The 19441-nt window shown below is 39.8% G+C and carries 15 protein-coding genes; 11 read left to right on the top strand and 4 right to left on the bottom strand.

Going from position 1 to position 19441, the window contains the following annotated elements; all coding sequences use genetic code 11:
• Positions 1–134: 134 nt before the first annotated feature.
• Positions 135–806 carry a response regulator transcription factor gene (locus tag DUT71_RS14655; protein WP_113663297.1) on the bottom strand — a complete coding sequence of 224 codons (672 nt, stop codon included), beginning with the start codon at positions 804–806 and terminating at the stop codon, positions 135–137.
• A 188-nt stretch (positions 807–994) separates the two neighbouring features.
• Between DUT71_RS14655 and DUT71_RS14650 the strand changes: the two genes are divergently transcribed.
• The 7 genes from DUT71_RS14650 to DUT71_RS14620 all read left to right on the top strand — a co-directional run bounded on the left by DUT71_RS14650 (position 995) and on the right by DUT71_RS14620 (position 10766).
• Positions 995–1417 (top strand): hypothetical protein, encoded by a 423-nt coding sequence (locus tag DUT71_RS14650; RefSeq protein ID WP_113663296.1) that lies wholly within the window; start codon positions 995–997, stop codon positions 1415–1417.
• 456 nt (positions 1418–1873) lie between these two features.
• Complete coding sequence (locus DUT71_RS14645; RefSeq protein ID WP_113663295.1) at positions 1874–2518, top strand: hypothetical protein; 645 nt, start codon at positions 1874–1876, stop codon at positions 2516–2518.
• A complete protein-coding gene (locus DUT71_RS14640; protein ID WP_113663294.1) occupies positions 2508–3299 on the top strand; it encodes a sensor histidine kinase in 792 nt (263 codons plus the stop codon). Before DUT71_RS14645 ends, DUT71_RS14640 begins: the two co-directional genes overlap by 11 nt.
• 289 nt (positions 3300–3588) lie before the next feature.
• Positions 3589–6585: a TonB-dependent receptor gene (locus DUT71_RS14635; protein WP_113663293.1), complete on the top strand. Its 2997-nt coding sequence runs from the start codon at positions 3589–3591 to the stop codon at positions 6583–6585.
• 32 nt (positions 6586–6617) lie between these two features.
• Entirely contained in the window at positions 6618–7946 is a 1329-nt protein-coding gene (locus tag DUT71_RS14630) for a DUF4876 domain-containing protein (RefSeq protein ID WP_113663292.1), read from the top strand.
• 9 nt (positions 7947–7955) lie between these two features.
• Positions 7956–9560: a DUF6850 family outer membrane beta-barrel protein gene (locus tag DUT71_RS14625; protein ID WP_113663291.1), complete on the top strand. Its 1605-nt coding sequence runs from the start codon at positions 7956–7958 to the stop codon at positions 9558–9560.
• Positions 9561–9590: 30 nt separating this feature from the next.
• Entirely contained in the window at positions 9591–10766 is a 1176-nt protein-coding gene (locus tag DUT71_RS14620; RefSeq protein ID WP_240186943.1) for a cytochrome-c peroxidase, read from the top strand.
• A gap of 136 nt (positions 10767–10902) precedes the next feature.
• On the opposite strand, the gene DUT71_RS14615 is transcribed toward DUT71_RS14620, so the two are convergent.
• On the bottom strand, positions 10903–12678 hold the full coding sequence (locus DUT71_RS14615; protein WP_113663289.1) for an aminopeptidase P family protein: 1776 nt from the start codon (positions 12676–12678) through the stop codon (positions 10903–10905).
• A 164-nt stretch (positions 12679–12842) separates the two neighbouring features.
• Here DUT71_RS14615 and DUT71_RS14610 point away from each other — a divergent pair, with 164 nt between their 5' ends.
• From DUT71_RS14610 to DUT71_RS14600, 3 genes are all read left to right on the top strand, one after another.
• The gene (locus DUT71_RS14610) at positions 12843–14333 is read left to right on the top strand and encodes an aldehyde dehydrogenase (NADP(+)) (protein WP_113663288.1); all 1491 of its coding nucleotides are present in this window, start codon (positions 12843–12845) and stop codon (positions 14331–14333) included.
• A gap of 213 nt (positions 14334–14546) precedes the next feature.
• Positions 14547–15302, top strand: coding sequence for an alpha/beta fold hydrolase (locus DUT71_RS14605; protein WP_113663287.1), 756 nt, complete (start codon positions 14547–14549; stop codon positions 15300–15302).
• Between the two features lies 1 nt (position 15303).
• Positions 15304–16524 carry a sterol desaturase family protein gene (locus tag DUT71_RS14600; RefSeq protein ID WP_113663286.1) on the top strand — a complete coding sequence of 407 codons (1221 nt, stop codon included), beginning with the start codon at positions 15304–15306 and terminating at the stop codon, positions 16522–16524.
• A gap of 341 nt (positions 16525–16865) precedes the next feature.
• Here DUT71_RS14600 and DUT71_RS14595 read toward each other — a convergent pair whose 3' ends face one another.
• Positions 16866–17315 (bottom strand): universal stress protein, encoded by a 450-nt coding sequence (locus DUT71_RS14595; protein ID WP_113663285.1) that lies wholly within the window; start codon positions 17313–17315, stop codon positions 16866–16868.
• A gap of 128 nt (positions 17316–17443) precedes the next feature.
• Between DUT71_RS14595 and DUT71_RS14590 the strand changes: the two genes are divergently transcribed.
• Positions 17444–18226 (top strand): C40 family peptidase, encoded by a 783-nt coding sequence (locus DUT71_RS14590; protein ID WP_113663284.1) that lies wholly within the window; start codon positions 17444–17446, stop codon positions 18224–18226.
• Positions 18227–18746: 520 nt separating this feature from the next.
• Here the strand turns inward: DUT71_RS14590 and DUT71_RS14585 are convergent.
• Positions 18747–19394, bottom strand: coding sequence for a YceH family protein (locus DUT71_RS14585; RefSeq protein ID WP_113663356.1), 648 nt, complete (start codon positions 19392–19394; stop codon positions 18747–18749).
• Positions 19395–19441 lie beyond the last annotated feature (47 nt).

Here is a 19441-nt window from a genome sequence, read left to right as displayed (position 1 = left end):
GTTTGAGAGTCGCTAATCCGACACTGCTAAATGACAAAAATTGGCTGAAATGAAGTAGGGGGCTTTTGCCTGTACTTGCAAACAGGTAAAATTACGTATGTAACCAGGTGTTTTTACGTGGTTGTTTAAATTGGTTAGCTTGGGAAGTGGTCTGTTTCTATTAATTTATGCTTAAGGGCATATAAAACCAGGCCAGCGGTGTTTCTGCTGCCGGTTTTTAACAGCAGGTTATTCCGATGTCCTTCTACCGTACGATTGCTCAAAAAAAGCTTTTCTGCAATTTCTACACTACTAAATTGTTTACAGATGAGCTGGAGCACCTCTTTTTCCCTTGGGGTAAGCAAGCTCTCTTCTTGATCAAGATTAACCGCTTGAGGTTTTTTGGTTAGCCCTTTTCGCATAATCTCCAACATGGGAAGGGTAAAATAAAAATCGTTTTTATATACTTCTCTAATGGCTTTTTCCACTTCTTCTGGCTCAGCATTTTTAGCCAAATAGCCGTTTGCACCGGCTTGGATGGTGGCTAAGATGTGGTTTTCTGCTTCGTGAATAGTAAGAATAACCACACCAATGCCTGCATGGGTTTCCTTGATGATCTTTAAAGCCTCCAATCCGTTCATTTCTGGCATGGAAAGATCCAACAAAATGATGTCGGTTTTTACCTCATCGGTTGCTAGGCGGTCAACAAGTTGTTTGCCATTTTCTGCTTCAAAAACGATGTGCATATCGTCAAAAGAGTTTACAAGGGCAATCATCCCTTTTCTGAATAATTTTTGATCATCGGCAATCGCAACGTTGATTTTCATCTCAAAATTGTTTTACAAGTATGGTTGTTTAGGTGATTTCCTTAAAAAATACCCAGAAAGTCAGTGGATTTTCTGGTGATTTTAATGAATACATCTCTCTGGTGTACAGAGTTAAAGAAATAATCCCATTTTGAAGCGTTTACAAATATCTTTTTTTTATTAGATTCGACAAAAAAAATAAACTTAAGATGAAGTCAAAAATTAACGTACCAACGATCTCGGTAAACGATGCTGTGGACCGAGTTACACGCTTTCGTGATCAATTACTTAAACAAGTTCCTGAAACTAACATTCCAAGAGCAGTGTTTATTCCAATTAGTGATTTATTAGCTATTGTAAATAGTTTTGATATTTTACGTGCTGACGGAACCACCATTAACGAGCTACAAGGCGTAAGGGCCTATTTTGCGGTGAAAGAATCGGATATGGATCTTGATGATGATGTTACTGCAGTAATTGTACCTGTTGACAAGGACGGTGCCGATATTATCTATAAAAATCAGCTAGGCGGTACAGTTGAAGGTGATGACGACGATGATGACACAGAAATTTACGATTTTACCCAACCTTGTCCTGATAAGTGCGACCCTAAGAGCCCATTATTTGTTTAATGCTATGCACTAGGTGCGATGGCGGAAAAATGAGGTAGAGAGCTTTTTTGCGATTTTACCTTTGCAAACTGCGATCGATATAATTTTTTCGCAAGTTATTTTCGGGCTATCCAGATAGCCCGAAAATAAAAATTTATTAAGGACCATTATCTTAATATCTACACCATATTGTTGTAAGTATAACAAGTACGCTCGCTTTTATACCCCAACATTATCTTTATCGAAGTGACATTGTTAACAACTGGCCCAGTTTAGCCAAAAGCTTGAACGATGGCATTGTAAGCTACTTTGCAATAGCCTTAATCATTTTAACCTCTCTAATTATTTCACTTTTGCCGGTCGTAATACAGAAGCGACACGTCTTATTTGGTAATGCATGCCATTTTTTTCGTGTTAACACTGCTGATTTTTGGCCCTATGCAGAAGCAAACAAAATGATCGAATATAAAAACATAAATGAAAGATATATTAACAGCAGTTTTGGTGCCTTTAAGCATTCTTATTCCAATTGGAATATTTTTATTTAAGTACAAAATAGCTGGAAAGGAAAGCAAAACGCTGTTTTACTACTTGATATTTGCCGGATTGGTAAATGCAGCAGGTATTTATTTAAGTAATAGAGGTATTAGGAATTTGCCTTTGCTGCATCTTTATACCATAGGCGAAACGATATTTTTACTCACTTATTTTTTACTTATTTTCGAAAATAGAGCGATAAGGAAAGTGCTGTTTTGCGCCATTATTTTACTGCCAGTTGCTTTTATTCTCAATTTTCTTTTTTTTCAGAGTATTTATGAGTTTAATACTTACGCCAGACCGGTGGAGGCCATACTGATTACCGCTGTTTGCCTAATATTTTTGTATAATAGTGGTTTTGTGGAAGATTTTTTGAAACAGCCCAAAAGTTGGATCAATATTGGTATATTAATTTATTTTCCAACGGCTACAATCATTTTTATTCTTTCTAATTATTTTGTATTTGTGAGTTCTAATCGTACATTAAACAATATTATCTGGGATATACATTCCATTTTGGTTTTGGGAATGTATCTAGCCTTTGCCAAGGGCTTCTCGCTAATAAAAAAGGAAGATGATAGATAACGTTTATTTGCTGGTTTTTTATGGGGTGTTGCTTTTGTTTATCATTGTTGCAGCGTTCCTGCTGTTCTACATCCGTAATCAGAACATGGTTTGGAAACAGCGAAGGGAGCTGCAGGAAACTCAAATAACGCAGCAAAAGGAGCTTTTAAATGCGGTAATCGATTCGCAGGAAATTGAACGTAAAAGGATTGGCCAAGATTTGCACGACGAGATAGGAGGGACCTTATCGGCCATTAAGCTAATGCTCAATTCTTTAAGGAATAAACTTGATGCAGCGCAAGAAGAGGTACTTGCCGATGCCAAGGAATTGATCGATAAGATGATCGTAGATGTGAGACATATTTCACATGATCTTTCGCCACCTGGTTTGGCAGTTTTTGGTCTTTTTACAACCATCGAAGCTTTTGTGAACCTGATCAATAACACCGATCAGATCAAAATTACTTTGGTGCATGAGAATGATTTGGAAGAGGTTGAACTGCCCGAAAAGACTTCGCTGGCGCTATTTAGGGTACTTACGCAATTGGTTGATAATACCCTTAAACATGCGCAAGCAACTGAAATCAAAATGCTTTTTGGTATCCAAGGAACCAACTTGTTTATTGCTTATCAAGATAATGGAAAAGGTTTTGACATGGAAGTACTTAAACAGCGAAGTGGTATCGGCATGCAGAATATCCAAAGTCGCTTACAAATGATCAATGCTGAATATCAGATTCAGTCTAGTGTTGGCAATGGTTTCCACGTAGAAATCAAATATCCTTTGCATGCCAGCTCTTAAATTACTCCAAACATTCGTGCCGCTTTCTTATACCTCTTTAGGTATAGGTGTTAACGAGGCCGTAAACAAAAATTGGTTGGTCAACTGAGCGCTTTCGCCATAGGACTTTGTTTAGTCCAAAGAGAAAAATGAGGCTGTTCACTTTTGGCTTGTTCCTGTACACTACATATTTTTTACAACTTATAGTTGTGTTTTTATTTTGACTTAGTCTAAATAACGTTATATTTGCGGCAATTTGCTAGATGGCTGTTCGCTCTTCTGTCGGCAATATAAGGTGCAATTTAGTCTAATGGGTATATTTTCAGTGTATTTGTTGCAGTTTAGAGGAAGCTTAAAAATTATTTTGCTTTTTTTTGCGGTTTTTTTGGGTTTTGCAGAAACTTCGCATGCGCAATACACCATATCGGGTAAAGTACTTAACCGACGTAACCAGGAGCCAGTAGAATTTGCCATTGTTTCTGTTCCTGCCAGTGGCCAATGGGCTACTGCCAATGCCAAAGGCAATTTTACCCTTAAAAATATCCCCTCCGGAAAAGTTAAAATCAGCATTCAGTACCTGGGCTTTGTAAAAAAAGAAACGGAATATGTAATGAGCAAAAGCCTTACCGAACTGATTTTCTTGATGGACGAGGACAACCTTACCCTTTCGGAAGTTGAAATTACCGCAAAAAAAGGTACTGATTTGGCAACCTCTTTTGTGATGGACCGTAAAGCACTTGATCATTTACAGATGCAGAATGTAACCGACGTAACGGCGCTGCTTCCGGGAGGTAAAACAGCTGGTCAACTTCATTTGGCCACTACGGTTCGACAGTATTTTCAGATTAATGGAAATGCTGGTGAACGAGGAAACCCTACTTTTGGAGTGGGTTTGGAAGTTGATGGTGTACGTATTACCAATAATGCACTAAGGGGCGCAAACCTTGATTACGATGGCCCCGATACCAAGAATATTTCTACGAGTAATGTCGAATCTATAGAAATTATTACGGGTATTCCCTCTGTAGAGCATGGGGATATGACTAACGGTATGGTGAAAATAAATACCCGTAAGGGCTTGTCACCCTATTTGTTAGAATTTCAAACCAGGCCTAATACCAAACAGGTTGCCTTAAGTAAGGGTATTAACTTGGGCGATAATGTTGGTGTACTTAATTTTAATGTGGAACATACAAAGTCCGTAGCTAGTTTGGCTTCTCCCTACACTACTTATCAGCGTAATGGCTTGTCGCTTAATTATACCAACACATTTAATAAGAAGAATGGCCAGCCTATTACCCTAAATTTTGGTGTTACGGGCAACATAGGCGGATATAATTCAGAAAATGACCCAGATCTGTTTGGCAATACTTACACAAAAGTTAAAGACAATGTTGTTAGGGCAAACTTTTCAGCTAAATGGCTGCTGAATAAACCATGGATTACCAGTTTAGAGGCTTCCGGAAATGTAGGTTACAATGATAAGCTCAGAGAGAACAATGTTCTTAAGTCAACCACGGCCTCTGAGGTATCTATTAGAACTAAACAAGAGGGTTACCATGTAGGCCAGCTTTATGACGTTGATCCAAATGCACCAATTATTCTTATTCCAAGGGGATTTTGGTATGAAAAGGAATATATCGATAACAAATTGGTTAATTATAATGCCCGCTTAAAAGCAAATTGGTTTAAGCAAATGGGAATACTAGGAAATAATTTGTTACTGGGTGCCGATTTTACCGGAAGCGGCAATAATGGAAGGGGCAATTATTACGATGATTTGCGTTATGCGCCAACCTGGCGTGAATATCGTTATGACCAAGAGTCTTTTACCTACAACTACGCCGCTTACGTGGAAGATGCCCTCAACATCCCTATTAACAAATCTAGTTTACAGTTAGTGGCCGGCGTAAGGTCAGAAATTACAGCCATCAATGGTTCTGAATACGGCAATATTATGAACTGGTCTCCCAGGGCAAATGTAAAATATACTTTTTGGGAACGACAAAAACTGCTGGTAGAAGATCTTAGTATTAAAGTAGCTTGGGGTAAAACAGTGAAATTGCCGGGGTTTGATGTCTTATATGCTACACCATCATATAGAGATATTTTGACGTTTCCACCTGCAACCACAGCCAATGGCGATACATTTTATGCCTATTATACGCTGCCTAGAACCAGAATATTTAACCCCGATTTGAAATGGCAAAGTAACACGCAATATGAAATAGCCTTGGGAATAACCATTGCCGGCAACCGATTGTACATCACTGCTGCGCAGGATAAAACAACTAATCCTTATGTTGCCGTTACCAGATACGAGCCTTTTTATTATAATTTTACCACCCAAACCCATTTAGAGGCTTCTACCATTCCCTCGGCAAATAGAATATATTCTGTGGATCAGCAAACCGGAATGATTACCGTAACGGATAAAACCGGTGCACAGCCAGCACAAACACTTTCTTACAATTCAACCTACGCTTTCATGTCTAACGGAATTACCACCAATGGTTCTCCAGTTACCAGAAATAGGATCACATGGACTGTAGATTTTAAACAGATCAAGGCGCTAAAAACCACCTTAAGGGTTGATGGAAACTATTATTATTATAAAGGACTAGAAGAAACGGTATCTGCTTATACACCAAGTTCTAACGTAGCGATGGCAAATGGCCAGCCTTACAAGTACATTGGTTTTTTTATCGGAGGCGCAAGATCAGCCAATGGCGAGATATCTAAATCGATGGACATGAACTTAACCATCAGCACCCATATTCCTAAACTCAGGCTTATTTTTTCGGCTAAACTAGAGGCTTCTTTATATAAATATTCTCAAAACTTGAGTGAGCGGAAAAATGGAAGCAGGGGAATTGTACTAGATAGCAAAGATGCCTATGATCCCTCGGCAAAATCATCAGATATTTATGGTGGAAACCGTTTTGTGGGATTGTATCCAGATTATTATACCAGCCTCGATGATTTATCTGCAAGAATCCCATTTGCAGAAAAATTCCTTTGGGCCAAAACCAACGATCCTGCCTTGTACAACGAATTGGCTAAACTGGTGGTAAAAAGTAACACCAACTACTATTTTAACCGGGCTACACTTTCAAACTACTATTCGGCAAATTTTGCAGTAACTAAGGAAATTGGAAGGTTCGCAACCATTTCTTTCTTCGCAAACAACTTCTTTAATAATATGGCAAAGGTACGATCAACTTGGGCAGGTACCGAAAGCTCGTTGTTTAACAGTTCATATATCCCAAGTTTTAATTACGGAGCTACCTTAAAACTGAAATTGTAAAATATTTACTCACCATATAAAAATCAAGTATTATGAAAAAAATAGCATACTTAATGCTTTGTACCATGATCGTCCTCTTTTCTTGTAAGAAAGAGAAGAACTATAAAGTATATGCGGTAACGGTACAATTAGAATATCCTGTTGGCAGTGCATTATCAGCTGTAGATGGCGTTAAAGTTAAGGCAACCGGCCGTAATACCTCTTTTGAAGCAGTTACAAATAAAGAAGGAAAAGCCGTATTTAATTTACCAGCCGATTTTTATGAAATTTCTGTAACAGATAAGAGAACAACTGGTTTGTCTACGTTTAACTATAATGCGATAAAAAGCAATGTAGGTATTTCAGAAGGCTGGAATAGCGAACAAGTTGTAAAACTAGAGCTAGAGGCATCTGCAATATCTCAGGTTATTGTTAAAGAGCTCTTTACAGGTGGAACTCCTACTGATAATGGTTCGGCAGCGTTTAAGCACGACAGGTATGTGATCCTTTATAACAATTCAAACACCAATGCTAGTTTGGGCAACATCTGTTTGGCTACATCTATGCCGTACAATTCTACAGGTAGCAACAATTATTATGGTGCAGATGGCAGTTTAATTTACCTAAAAGAAAGATGGATGCCCGCAGGACAGGGCTTTTGGTACTTCCAACAAGATGTAGTACTTAAACCAGGTGAGCAAATTGTTATTGCCTTGAATAATGCAGTTAATAATTCGTTAACACATAGTAAATCAATCAACTTCAATAATGCAAGTTACTACTGTACTTTTGATGTTGCTACCACCAGCTATCCAAACGCAGCAACCTATAAAACACCGGCCGAATCTATCCCTACTTCGCACTACCTGAAAGCGATAAGATATGGATCTGGCAACGCTTGGACGCTAAGTAATGTGTCTCCCGGTTTTTTCTTGTTTGAGTTGAAAGACATGACTCCGGCAGCGCTTGGTGCCGATGTGAGCTATAATAGCCTGTACGGTGGTTCAACGGTGTTGGTAGATAAGAAAATCCCTGTTTCCTGGGTTGTTGATGCTGTTGAGGCTTATGAAATTGGAAAAACAAACCAAAAAAGATTTACTGCGGCAGTTGATGCCGGTTATGTTAACTACACTGGCGAATTGGGCTATTCAATTTATCGTAATGTTGACGAGGAAGCAACCAAGGCTATCGCCGGAAATACAGCAAAACTGATTTACAGCTATCAACTTGGCACAACAAACGTAAGTGGTGGTTCTACAGATCCTAGCGGTATCGATGCGGAAGCTTCGATTGCGAACGGTGCACGCATTATCTACAAAGACACCAATAACTCTACCAATGATTTTCACATGCGTAGCAAGGCTTCTTTAAGAACTAACTAAATCTCATGAATGAGTTTTAATAGAATATATCAGGTTATTTTACTTATTGGCGGAGTTTTATGCTCCGCCAATTTGGCTGCACAGCAAATTGATAGCTCATTTTTGGATATCAACTATGTCCGTAAACAAAATGCGTGGATTTCCTCTAAAAATGCGGCTGGTTTAAAATACTTTAAATGGTCAAAGGCATCCAGTGCCGATTTTTTTTTCGACAAGTCAGACGGACAGTTTAAAAACTTTCATCAGTCTGATAACAGCTATGAATACGGTTTAAATGCGTATTCGTTGTATCGATTAAACCCGAAAATGGTATTTGAAGGATCAATATCCTATCATAATTTTAAAGGGAAAAACATGGGCGGCTCGGCTTTTATCGATCCGTATAAAAACCCTTTTGATATTGTGGAACGCGACGACGCAAACAAGGGCACAAAAGTAAAGGAAACCTTTAGCTTAAATGGCGCCCTTAGTGCTCAGCTAAGCTCCAAATTTGCAGTTGGTGGCCGTATCAACTACCAGGCGGCTAACTTTGCAAAAACAAAAGATCTACGGCATATCAATAAACTATTGGATATGGAAGTATCGATGGGGGCTGTGTATCGGGCCAGCAAAGTGGTAGAAATTGGCGCAAATTATAACTATGATAGAAGGATAGAGAGTATTTTATTTAAAACTTATGGTAATGTTGATAAACCCATATCATCACTAATTAGTTTTGGATCATTTTATGGAATGCTGGAAACATTTGGTAGCGATGGTTACACTCGCGATTCGCAAACAAATCCGCTTGTTAACACCAGCCAGGGCTTTTCATTTCAACTAAATCTTTATTTAAGTAAAAAGATGAGCCTACTCAATGAATTTACCTATGGTAGGCCAAAAGGCTATTTTGGTGAAAAGGGAACGATAAGTTTCTTGCTTGCCGAACATGAGGGCGAAAAATATCGCTACAAAGGGGTGATTTCTGTTTTGGGAGATCAAAATGAGCACCAAATTGCCTTTACTGCAAGTTATAACTCCCTATTGAACAATGATAACAGCAGTAAGCGTGAAACCAACCCTGGCGGGGCTTCCTCCGTGTCACGTTTGAGCAAGGAAGTGCTGGATCAACAGAGGCTCCAGGCTGAAATATCTTATATTTTTTTTAAAGATATCAAGAACTTGAACCCGGCATGGGTTTTTGGCGTAGATATGGGTTATTTCCGGCGCCAACAAACTACTAAGTTGTATCCTTTTTATCGTGATCAAACCATCAATAGTTATCAGGTAAAAACCAGCGTAAAACGAAATATTGTTAAAACTGACCAGCTGTATAGCTTGGCCTTAGGCGTAGGTTATGGTGCGGGTAGTGGTTTAGCTAAGGACGATGGTTTTTACATTCCGCCATCTGGCGGCACTGCGCCAATCAACATGGATATGTATTTGAACCAAGAGTTTGAATATTTTACTAAGCCCAGGGCAATGGCTGAGGCAAGTTTGCAGTACACCAAAAAATTAAAACAGCATATTGCTCCTTACGTGAAATTGAACTACAGCTTTACCAAAGCTTTTGATACCCAGGCTTTAGGAAGCAGTTTTGGTGTGGGGGGATTAAGTATAGGCTGTAATTTCTAGGGCCTAAATCAGCAATTTAAACAAAAATATATGACTATTTTAGCAGGGATGAAGAAGATGAAACTTTTTGTGGCAGCTGGGCTATTGGTAGCCTTTAGTTTGCTGCATTTTTCGTTTAGAGAGATAGGCTATACCTCAAGTGGGATTAAGATAGACAGCTTGCGCAATTTGTACGAGCGGCCGGTTGCACAGTGGCCTAAGCCCAATGTGGATAGCGGTGTGAAATGGCAAGAGTTTAAGGCCTTGCCCGATGTAGATAAGAACTATTTTGCGAAGATGGAACAACCAGAAGTGGTGTTGGGCAAAAACCTTTTCTTTGATCCGATTTTATCAGGTTCCAATCAGATTTCATGCAGCAGCTGCCATAATCCACAAACCTCTTGGGCCGATAAATTATCTGTTTCCATTGGGCATGACCACGCATCGGGCAATAGAAATACCCCATCTTTGTTGAACGTAAAAGAACGTAAATCTTTCTTTTGGGATGGTAGGGCAACTACGTTGGAAGACCAAGTGAAAAGCCCTATTGAGGCCCATAACGAAATGGCGATGAACTTGAAGGAATTGCCCAAAAAGTTGAATAGCATTAAAGCCTATAAGGAATTGGTGAAGAAAGCTTACGGAACAGATAACATAACTTTTGATCATGTAGCTAAAGCCTTGGCCAGTTTCCAACGTACCCTAACCAGTAGAAGAAGTCGTTTCGACAGATTTTTGGATGGCGAGTACAAGCAGCTGAATGATCAAGAATTGGAAGGCTTGCATTTGTTCCGTACCAAAGCCAGATGTATCAATTGCCACAACGGGCAGTATTTTACCGACGAAAGTTTTCATAATATTGGCTTAACGTACTATAAGCGCAAATATGAAGATTTGGGTCGCTACAATGTTACCAAGGACCCTAACGATGTAGGGAAGTTCCGTACGCCATCTTTAAGAGACGTGATGAACACCAATCCTTGGATGCACAACGGATTGTTTGACAATATTACAGGCTTGTTGAACCTTTACAACAGTGGGATGCAAATGAATACCGCAACAGCGGCCCAAAAAGCCGCCGACCCCATGCATCCGGTCACAGATCCTTTGATGAAAAAGCTGAACCTTACCAAAGACGAAATACAAGCGGTAATTGCTTTTCTCGAATCAATTACGGCCACGCAATATAAAATGCACAGACCCGAGCAATTGCCTAGGGATCAATAAAAAAGGTCGGGAATTTTCCCGACCTTTTTTATTGATATTTCTCGTCATTTCGACTGAAGCGAGGCAACCCCACAACTAACTATAGAGAGGTATAAAACTCTTTAAGATTGCTTCGTACCTCGCAATGACGTGTGAATTATATCGCTTTCGTCATTTCCTTTAAAAATGCCTTCTCGTCATCATTCAATAAAGGACTTACCTTTTCGTAAACTTCCTGATGGTAGCTGTTCAACCAATTGATATGCGAAGTTTCTAATAACTCTTTCTTTACCAAAGTAGTATCAATAGGAGCAAGGGTTAAGCTTTCAAAAGCATAAAACTCGTTGAACTCATTGGCCGTATCTTTAACGGTTAATACCAAATTCTCAATACGGATACCGTGCTTTCCAATGCGATAGATACCGGGTTCGATAGAAGTAATATTACCTAATTCAATGGCAATTTGCGTTGCTGATGCATTAAAAATATGTGGGCCTTCGTGTACATTTAAATAGTAGCCTACGCCATGGCCCGTTCCGTGTCCGTAGTTTAAGGCATAATCCCACATAGGGCTACGGGTAATGGCATCAATCTGATAACCACAGGTGCCTTTCGGAAAACGGGTTTTGCAACCTTCAATCATTGCTTTAAGTACCAAAGTATAGTCTGTGCTTTCCTCGTCGGTGTTGTTGCCCATTGGAATAACGCGTGTAATGTCGGTAGTTCCATATTGATATTGACCGCCAGAATCCACCAAAAATAAACCGTCTGCTTTAACTTGAACATCGCTTTCTGGAGTAGCAGCATAATGCGGCAAGGCCCCATGGGCTTTGTAACCCGCAATGGTATTGAAACTTTCGCCTACAAAACCCTCTTGTTCTGCTCTAAAACCTCTCAGTTTTTCGGCAGCAGATATTTCAGTGATTTCTACTTTATCCACGTTTTCCTTTACCCATTTAAAGAACTTGGTCATTGCTGCACCGTCTTTAATCATCGTTTTACGGGTGTTTGCAATCTCCACTTCGTTTTTGATGGCTTTTAAGTAGGTAGAAGGATTGGTTTCCAGAACTTTTTGTACTCCTGTAGGAACCTGTTTGTACATGAAAAGACAGTTTCGTTTAGGGTCAATCAAAATAGAACTGTCCGATGGGATTTGTTGTAGGTCGGAAGCTAAAGCGTCATAACTAACTACTTCAACATTTTGTGAAGCTAGCGTATTTAAATCACTTGCCGTTAGTTTATCTTTATCAAGATAGATTTTGACTTGACCCTCACTAATTAAAGCAAAGCTTAATACCACGGGATTAAAGCCAACATCTTGTCCCCGCAAATTAAAAATCCAAGCCATATCATCCAAAGAAGAAACCAAGTGGTAGCTTACACGGTGCTTTTTTAGGGATGCTCTAACGGCTTCGAGTTTGCTCGGTACCGATTGTCCAACCACTTCATCCGCAAGTAAAAAGGCAGGTTCGGCAGGTAGAGCAGGCCTGTCTTTCCATATCTGGCCTACATAATCTTGGTGTTCGAAGTTAATATTATTAAAGGCCAGTTGTTTTTCGAGTTGTAGGCCAAGAAGTACAGAGACAGTTTTTTCATCGAAAGCAATTTTACTTCCCGCAGGCAATTGCTCGCCCAGCCAATCAATGTATTCGGCAGCGCCCTGTGCTTTTAATTTTACCAGTTCAAATCCACTGTTTTTTAATTGTTCCTCTGCCTGAACAAAATACCTGGAATCTGCCCATAAACCGGCAAAGTCTTGAGTAATTACTACCGTACTTACTGAGCCTGTAAAGCCGGTAACGAAAGGAATACTTTTATAAAAATCAGGGAGGTATTCGCTAATATGTGGGTCGGCAGATGGGATGATATAGGCTGCAACACCATCTTTTTTCATCAACTCACGGATAGCGGTTAGTTTTTCTGGATGTGTCATTTTTGCAAATAATATTTAGTTTTCAAAGTAATGGATTATTTAGCAATTAATAGAAGAAACCATCTAAAAAGTAGTACAACCAATGTCAAATGGCAATAAATGAATAAAAAACTGTACATCTTTGGTTCGCTATCCCTAACTTTATTAAAATTAACTATGCCAACATGTATACCGACCATTCGACCACTGAAATAGATACCCTATTAGCAAAATCAGCAGCAGCATTTTTTCAATATAAAAACTTCTCTTTAAAGGAAAGGGCCCATTTCATGCGTGTTATCGCTTCTGAAATAGAAGCGCTCGGAGAAGAGTTGATTGCCACTGCCCATAAGGAAACGCATTTATCGGAAAAACGCTTGTACGCCGAGCGTAAGCGGACTATTTTTCAATGGAATAGCTATGCCGATGCTGCCGAGCAGGGAAATTGGTTGGAGGCCAGAATTGACCTTGGTGACGAGGATAAAACACCAGCTAAACCTGATTTACGTAAAATGCTTGTTCCCCTAGGGCCTGTAGTGGTTTTTGGGGCCAGTAATTTCCCTTTTGCCTATTCAACCGCTGGTGGAGATACCGCTTGTGCATTTGCCGCAGGTTGCCCAGTAATTGTAAAAGCACATCCCGCTCATGTAGAGACTTCAACATTGGTAGCGCAAGCCATTTCAAAAGCTGCCGAAAAATGCAACATGCCTGAGGGGATTTTTACGCACATCTACGGGGCAGATTTTAAAGTGGGAGAATATTTGGTGAAACATGATGAGGTAAAAGCAGTAGGCTTCACTGGGTCGTATGGTGGTGGACGTGCCCTGTTTGATTTGGCAGCCCAGCGTAAAGCACCTATCCCAGTTTTTGCCGAAATGGGAAGTGTTAATCCCGTGTTTTTATTGCCTGATAAGTTACAGCAAAACTATCAATGGGCTGCGGAAAAATTGGCTTATTCTATTACCCAAGATATGGGACAGTTTTGTACCAATCCTGGATTGATGATTGCCATTAAAGGCGATGCGTTGGATAAATATGTTAAGCAACTTTTGATTAACCTGCATGAAGTAATGCCCAGCAAGATGCTTCATAAAGGAATTGCCAGAAATTACATCAACAACATGCAAACGGCCATTACGCAAAGGCATGTAGATGTACTTTATCAAAGCAATAATAAATTGGGGGAGGAAGATGGTATGGTTACCATTGCCAAAGTTCCAGGAAAATATTTTTTAAACAACATTCAATTACATCAAGAAGTATTTGGCCCCTATTCATTATTGGTGGAATGTAGCGATGAGGCTGAAATGTTAAAAATTGCGCAACGTTTGGAAGGACAACTGACCGCAACGTTGATGGCTACAGCTGCGGATATCAACCATAATCCAGCGCTGGTGAACGTGTTGAGGGAAAAATGCGGCCGATTTATCATGAATAGTGTACCTACAGGGGTAGAGGTGGCTTTGGCCATGCAACATGGCGGACCATTTCCTGCCTGTACAGATAGTAGGTTTACGGCCGTAGGAGCAGATGGTATTAAGCGTTTCGCCAGGCCAGTAAGTTATCAAAACTGGACTAACGAGCTTTTGCCTGATGAACTGAAAAACGAAAATCCTTTGGGTATTTGGCGTACTGTAAATAATGAACTTAATCAAGCCGCTATAGATAAAGCTTAACCTTACGCGTCATTGTGAAGCACAGCATTGTTTTGTCTATGCGCCTATGTGATTGAAAATAAATGAGCAAGTAGTGTCAATTATTGCATTCTTACCTCATTTTAACACGTTCATATTGAGTTAATAAATATTTAATCTATAGGAATAGTAGTCTTTTTGAAAAATATTGCTAATTTTGAAGCATTGACGGTTTTTAACCGAAAGCTTTAACATATGCAATTACAAATCAATCAAGCTTTAGCCACTAATCCAACGCATTATCCAACACCGGTTGTGAAAGATGTAGTGCTTTTGCACGGCCTGTTTGGCAATCTTAGCAATTGGCGATTGTTGCATAAGGAACTATCTGCTCAGTACAACGTTTGGACACCAGAACTTCCTCTTTTCAATCATTTTTTAGGAGGTGGGCTTAACAAACTAGTCGACTTTTTGGAAGATTATCTCAATGCTCATCAAATCAATAACCCAATTTTAATTGGTAATTCCCTAGGAGGTCATATAGCCTTGCTATACGTATTAAGGTACCCGCAAAAGGTAACAAGCCTGGTGCTTACGGGCAGCTCAGGTTTATATGAAAACGCTTTTGGGGGTTCTTTTCCCAGGGTGAAGGATTACCAGTACATTAAACAAAAAGTAGAGGATGTATTTGATAGAAAAGAAGTGGTAGATGAAGCAATGGTCAACTATGTATTTGACATTGTACAGCAGAAAACCAAGGCGCTTTCTGTAATTATGCTGGCCAGAGATGCACAAAAACAGAACCTAAAAGAAATGCTCCACTTTATTCAAGTACCCGTACTGTTAATTTGGGGTTTGCAGGATATGGTAACGCCCCCTGCCGTGGCCGAAGAGTTTTATGAGCATTTGCCCAATGCCACATTGCGCTTTATCGACGAATGCGGACATGCCCCGATGATGGAGCAACCTGAATTGTTTAATGAATATGTAAGTCAATTCCTTGCTTCATAACATGGAAAAAATCAATTATTTGGCTTTTGCTATTCCGGCATTTTTCCTTTTTGTGTATTTGGAATATATGTTGGCCGTAAAAAAGAATAAGGCGCATTTGTTTAAATATGAAAGTTCGGTGGCCAATATCAGCATTGGCATTGCGGAGCGCTTGCTGAACTTGTTTATTGCAGCCGGTTTTTATGAGCTTTTTAACTACGTTTACCAACATTATGCCCTATTTGATATTCCAAATACTTGGTGGGTATGGATTTTGTTGATTTTGGCTACCGATTTTGTTTGGTATTGGTACCATAGGCTAGGGCATGAGGTGAATTTTTTATGGGCGGCCCATATTGTGCATCATCAAAGCGAGGAGTTTAATTTAACGGTATCGGCACGTATTACTACACTACAAGCTTTAATAAGAGGTGTTTTTTGGTGTGCCTTACCATTACTGGGCTTTCACCCGCTCATGGTGGTGGTGATTTTAACCGTACATGGAGCGTATTCTTTTTTCACCCATACACAGTTGATTGGCAAATTGGGATGGTTGGAGTATGTGCTGATTACGCCTTCCTTACATGGCGTACATCACGCCAGCGACCAAAAATATCTGGATAAAAACTACGGCGATGTATTTGTGTTTTGGGATAAAATGTTTGGTACTTTTCAAAAGGAAGAGGAACCGCCAACCTACGGGTTAACGCATCCCATTAAGAGCAACAGCTTTTTATGGCAGCATTTTCACTATTATTTGGAAGTGATAGAGGCTTGTAGGAAAACCAACGGGATCTGGAATAAAGTTAAAATCGTTTTTGGTAGTCCTGCATTGCTCGACCAAGAGATTAGGCCACAGCTAGAGCGTCGTTTTTTACAGCATAAATCAACCACTACCGCTAAATTTAAGCTAAAGGGATATATCAATTTGCAATTGGGCTTAAGTGTGGTGATATTAACGTTAACCACTGCTTTTTGGACTTATATCAATGTTGTTGATGCGTTAGCCATTTTGATATTTGTGCTGATTACGCTTATTAATTGTGGTGCCTTGCTGGAGCAGCGCAAGTGGATTTATTACTTGGAGTGCGTAAGATTGATATGGTTGTTTGGCTTTGTGTTTTACCAATTGGATTGGGTGGAGCTGATTTTCCTGCCCACTATTGTGCTCATTATTTTGGAAAGAACTTTTGCTTTGAGTAGTCTTTATAAAAATTACGTATTGCAATACGAAGAAATTTAAAACCTTAACTAACACTAACTAAACTTCTGCCTTGTTTGGTGCCATAGGGTGCTGAACAGGCAGATTTTTCTTTTTGGTGGCAAACCAACCTCACAGGTTTTTAAAACCTGCGAGGTTTAAATATGCACTTTACCCAGTTTGTAAGTATTAAAACGGTATATTGTTAGATTTTTGCAGGCGGTAGAAACGGCGTAGGAAGGGCTACTGCACAGGCTTTGGTAAATTAGCCCCGACAGGAATGGAAAACCCGCAAGCGAGCAAAGCGAGTGCGGATTTGTAATGAATGGCGGGACTATCGGGAGTAACTTGCAGAAATTTGCGCTTCAAAAAATTGGCTTGTTTTAAACTTCGGCTTTATTAGGTACAATCAACACTGGGCAAGCAGATTTTCTGGCCACATGCTCGGCTACACTGCCCATTAAAAAATGGTTGAGCCCTGTACGCCCATGGGTGCCAATCACAATCAAATCGGCATGCCATTCCTCCGATTGTTGTAAGATGCCGTTGGTAGCCGTATCAAGGGCTGAAAGGTAGGTGGTGGCTCGCCCATTGCTGAATTTATCTTCAATCTCCTTCAATAACACATGGCTATTCTCTATGCTGTTATCATAAATATCGATAATGGCAGGAGTAAACCCAAAATCGGGATTGGCAATGGGTGGTGCGGGTTCGACAATGTTCAACAGTGCTACTTCGGCATCGCAAAGAGCCGCCATTTCATAACCAGTTTTTGCAGCTTTTTCAGCACAGGTGCTGTTATCTACCGCAATTAAAATTTTTTTGTAATTCATGGCCTTAAGTTTTTGTTTCTACTAAGTAACAAAAAGTAAAGCATAAAGTTTCCCACAATTGGGCACAAAAATGACTGATATATGTCACTTATTTCCCTTATTTTTAGCGCACTCAGTTTTTATATGATATGGAAATGTACCACGTTTGTCGTGTAGCAGTTGCCCCACTTAGGAAAGAGCCATCAGACCGAAGCGAGATTGTTTCGCAGTTATTATTTGGCGATAGGGTAGTGCTTTTGGAAAAAACCGAAAAATGGTGTTTAGTGAAAACGCATCACGACCAATATGAGGGTTGGATGGACCATAAACAATTACAGCAGCTTACGGCTTTGCAATATCACGATGAGCAGAGCTACCAATATGTAACGGCCGTAAATTTTGATAACCGTTTGGTAGATGATGCTGGAACGGTTTATTACCTAAGTCCGGGAAGCACCTTGCCTTTTTATCAGGATGGTTATTGTTATTTGGGCGAAAATCGGTTTGAGGTAAAAACCGAACCTTTTATTCCAAATGTTGCTGAATTTGCGACCAAGGTTGAGGCTACTGCCAAGTTCTTTTTGAACTCACCTTATTTGTGGGGCGGGCGTAGTTTTTTCGGGATAGACTGCTCGGGATTTGTACAAGCCGTTTATAAATTGCTGGGAATTAGCTTACGCAGAGATGCTTCGCAACAGGTAGAAGAAGGTGAATTGGTAGACTTCCTAGCTTCGGCCAAAATGGGAGATTTAGCTTTTTTTGACAACGAAGAAGGAAAAATTATTCACGTAGGGCTGATGCTGAGCAACGATAAAATTATCCACTCGGCTGGAAAAGTGCGGATTGACCCTATTGATAACCAAGGGATTTATAATTTGGAATTAGATAGGTACAGCCATAAATTAAGAGTGATTAAGAGATTTAGTATTTAGGAATTAGTAGCTAGGAGCTAGGGATTAGTCTTTTTGCTCATTAGTTCACTGGTTCATTAGGAGTTAGTGATTCCGCTACTATTATCTTGTATTGTCCATTCCTACTCCGTCATCTCGACCTTGTGGAGAGATCTTTGGATTGACTAAGGGGATTCATCGCTGCGCTCTGATGACAAATACGGCTTCCTTTTCCGTCATCTCGATCCCGAACTTTCGGGATGGAGACTGCGAAGCAGCTACGAAGTAAATTGAAAATCAACGAAATTAAACCCTTGAACTGGGTTAATAAAGAATAATTGAGATACTTTAAATCATAGCTAATTGCTCCTATTATAGCAATCAAGTTGTTAGATCTCTCCATTCCGTTGCACTCTAGTCGAGATGACGATGTAGGAAAGGAATGAGCTAGCTATCCCCTAATCACTAGGTCACCAATCCCGAAGATTCGGGACTATGCCTAGGCACTAGCCACTAACCACTAATTCCTAACTCCTGGTTCCTAACCCCTAATTCTTACCCCCTAATAAAGCTCCTTCATTAACTTATCAAAGTTTTCCTTAAGCTCAGCGAGTTCTGCTTCTAACTTAGTTACCCTTTCCTCTAATTGTGAATTTGATTTTGTTGCTGGCTCCTCATTACTGTAATCTTCCTCGTTAAACTCAACGTCACCAGCAAAAAGGTGCATATAGCGTTGCTCTTTTTGTCCAGGACGCTTAGGCAATTGTTTCACATAACCTTCGTTGGCAAGCTTTTCTAAGGTTTGTTGAACTTCTTCCAAGGTTTCAAACTCGTATAAACGGCCAGAGTTGGTATTGATTTCTCCAGGTGTTTGTGGTCCACGTAAAAACAACAAACACATTACCGCCACTTCCGAAGGCAATAATGGGTATACGATAGCAAAATTATGTTTGTATTTAATGTTTCGGATAGAACCTCCAGTAGCGGTAGAAATTAAACCCGCGATTTTTAATGAATTTAAAGCTGCGCCAATAGTTTCTTCGTCGTAATTAACCACAGGTTTTCTGGATGTTTTTTGGTTACACGCCGAAACCAAACCATTCATCGTCATCGGGTAATAATCAGGCGTGGTTTTGGCTTTTTCCATCAAGGCGCCCAAAACCCTAATTTGTTCGGCAGTAAGTACAGGTATTTTTATTTCGTTGTCCATATTTTCGTTAATGTTAAAGGTCATAGCCCAAATATAGAAATTGTGCA

The sequence above is a fragment of the Pedobacter nanyangensis genome, assembly GCF_003313505.1.
GTDB lineage: Bacteria > Bacteroidota > Bacteroidia > Sphingobacteriales > Sphingobacteriaceae > Pedobacter > Pedobacter nanyangensis.
This window is presented reverse-complemented; position numbering and strand designations above follow the sequence as displayed.

Coding starts and splice junctions, on each gene's coding strand:
- DUT71_RS14655 (WP_113663297.1), bottom strand. CDS start 806: ATGAAAATCAACGTTGCGATTGCCGATGATCAAAAATTATTCAGAAAA.
- DUT71_RS14650 (WP_113663296.1), top strand. CDS start 995: ATGAAGTCAAAAATTAACGTACCAACGATCTCGGTAAACGATGCTGTG.
- DUT71_RS14645 (WP_113663295.1), top strand. CDS start 1,874: ATGAAAGATATATTAACAGCAGTTTTGGTGCCTTTAAGCATTCTTATT.
- DUT71_RS14640 (WP_113663294.1), top strand. CDS start 2,508: ATGATAGATAACGTTTATTTGCTGGTTTTTTATGGGGTGTTGCTTTTG.
- DUT71_RS14635 (WP_113663293.1), top strand. CDS start 3,589: ATGGGTATATTTTCAGTGTATTTGTTGCAGTTTAGAGGAAGCTTAAAA.
- DUT71_RS14630 (WP_113663292.1), top strand. CDS start 6,618: ATGAAAAAAATAGCATACTTAATGCTTTGTACCATGATCGTCCTCTTT.
- DUT71_RS14625 (WP_113663291.1), top strand. CDS start 7,956: ATGAGTTTTAATAGAATATATCAGGTTATTTTACTTATTGGCGGAGTT.
- DUT71_RS14620 (WP_240186943.1), top strand. CDS start 9,591: ATGACTATTTTAGCAGGGATGAAGAAGATGAAACTTTTTGTGGCAGCT.
- DUT71_RS14615 (WP_113663289.1), bottom strand. CDS start 12,678: ATGACACATCCAGAAAAACTAACCGCTATCCGTGAGTTGATGAAAAAA.
- DUT71_RS14610 (WP_113663288.1), top strand. CDS start 12,843: ATGTATACCGACCATTCGACCACTGAAATAGATACCCTATTAGCAAAA.
- DUT71_RS14605 (WP_113663287.1), top strand. CDS start 14,547: ATGCAATTACAAATCAATCAAGCTTTAGCCACTAATCCAACGCATTAT.
- DUT71_RS14600 (WP_113663286.1), top strand. CDS start 15,304: ATGGAAAAAATCAATTATTTGGCTTTTGCTATTCCGGCATTTTTCCTT.
- DUT71_RS14595 (WP_113663285.1), bottom strand. CDS start 17,315: ATGAATTACAAAAAAATTTTAATTGCGGTAGATAACAGCACCTGTGCT.
- DUT71_RS14590 (WP_113663284.1), top strand. CDS start 17,444: ATGGAAATGTACCACGTTTGTCGTGTAGCAGTTGCCCCACTTAGGAAA.
- DUT71_RS14585 (WP_113663356.1), bottom strand. CDS start 19,394: ATGGACAACGAAATAAAAATACCTGTACTTACTGCCGAACAAATTAGG.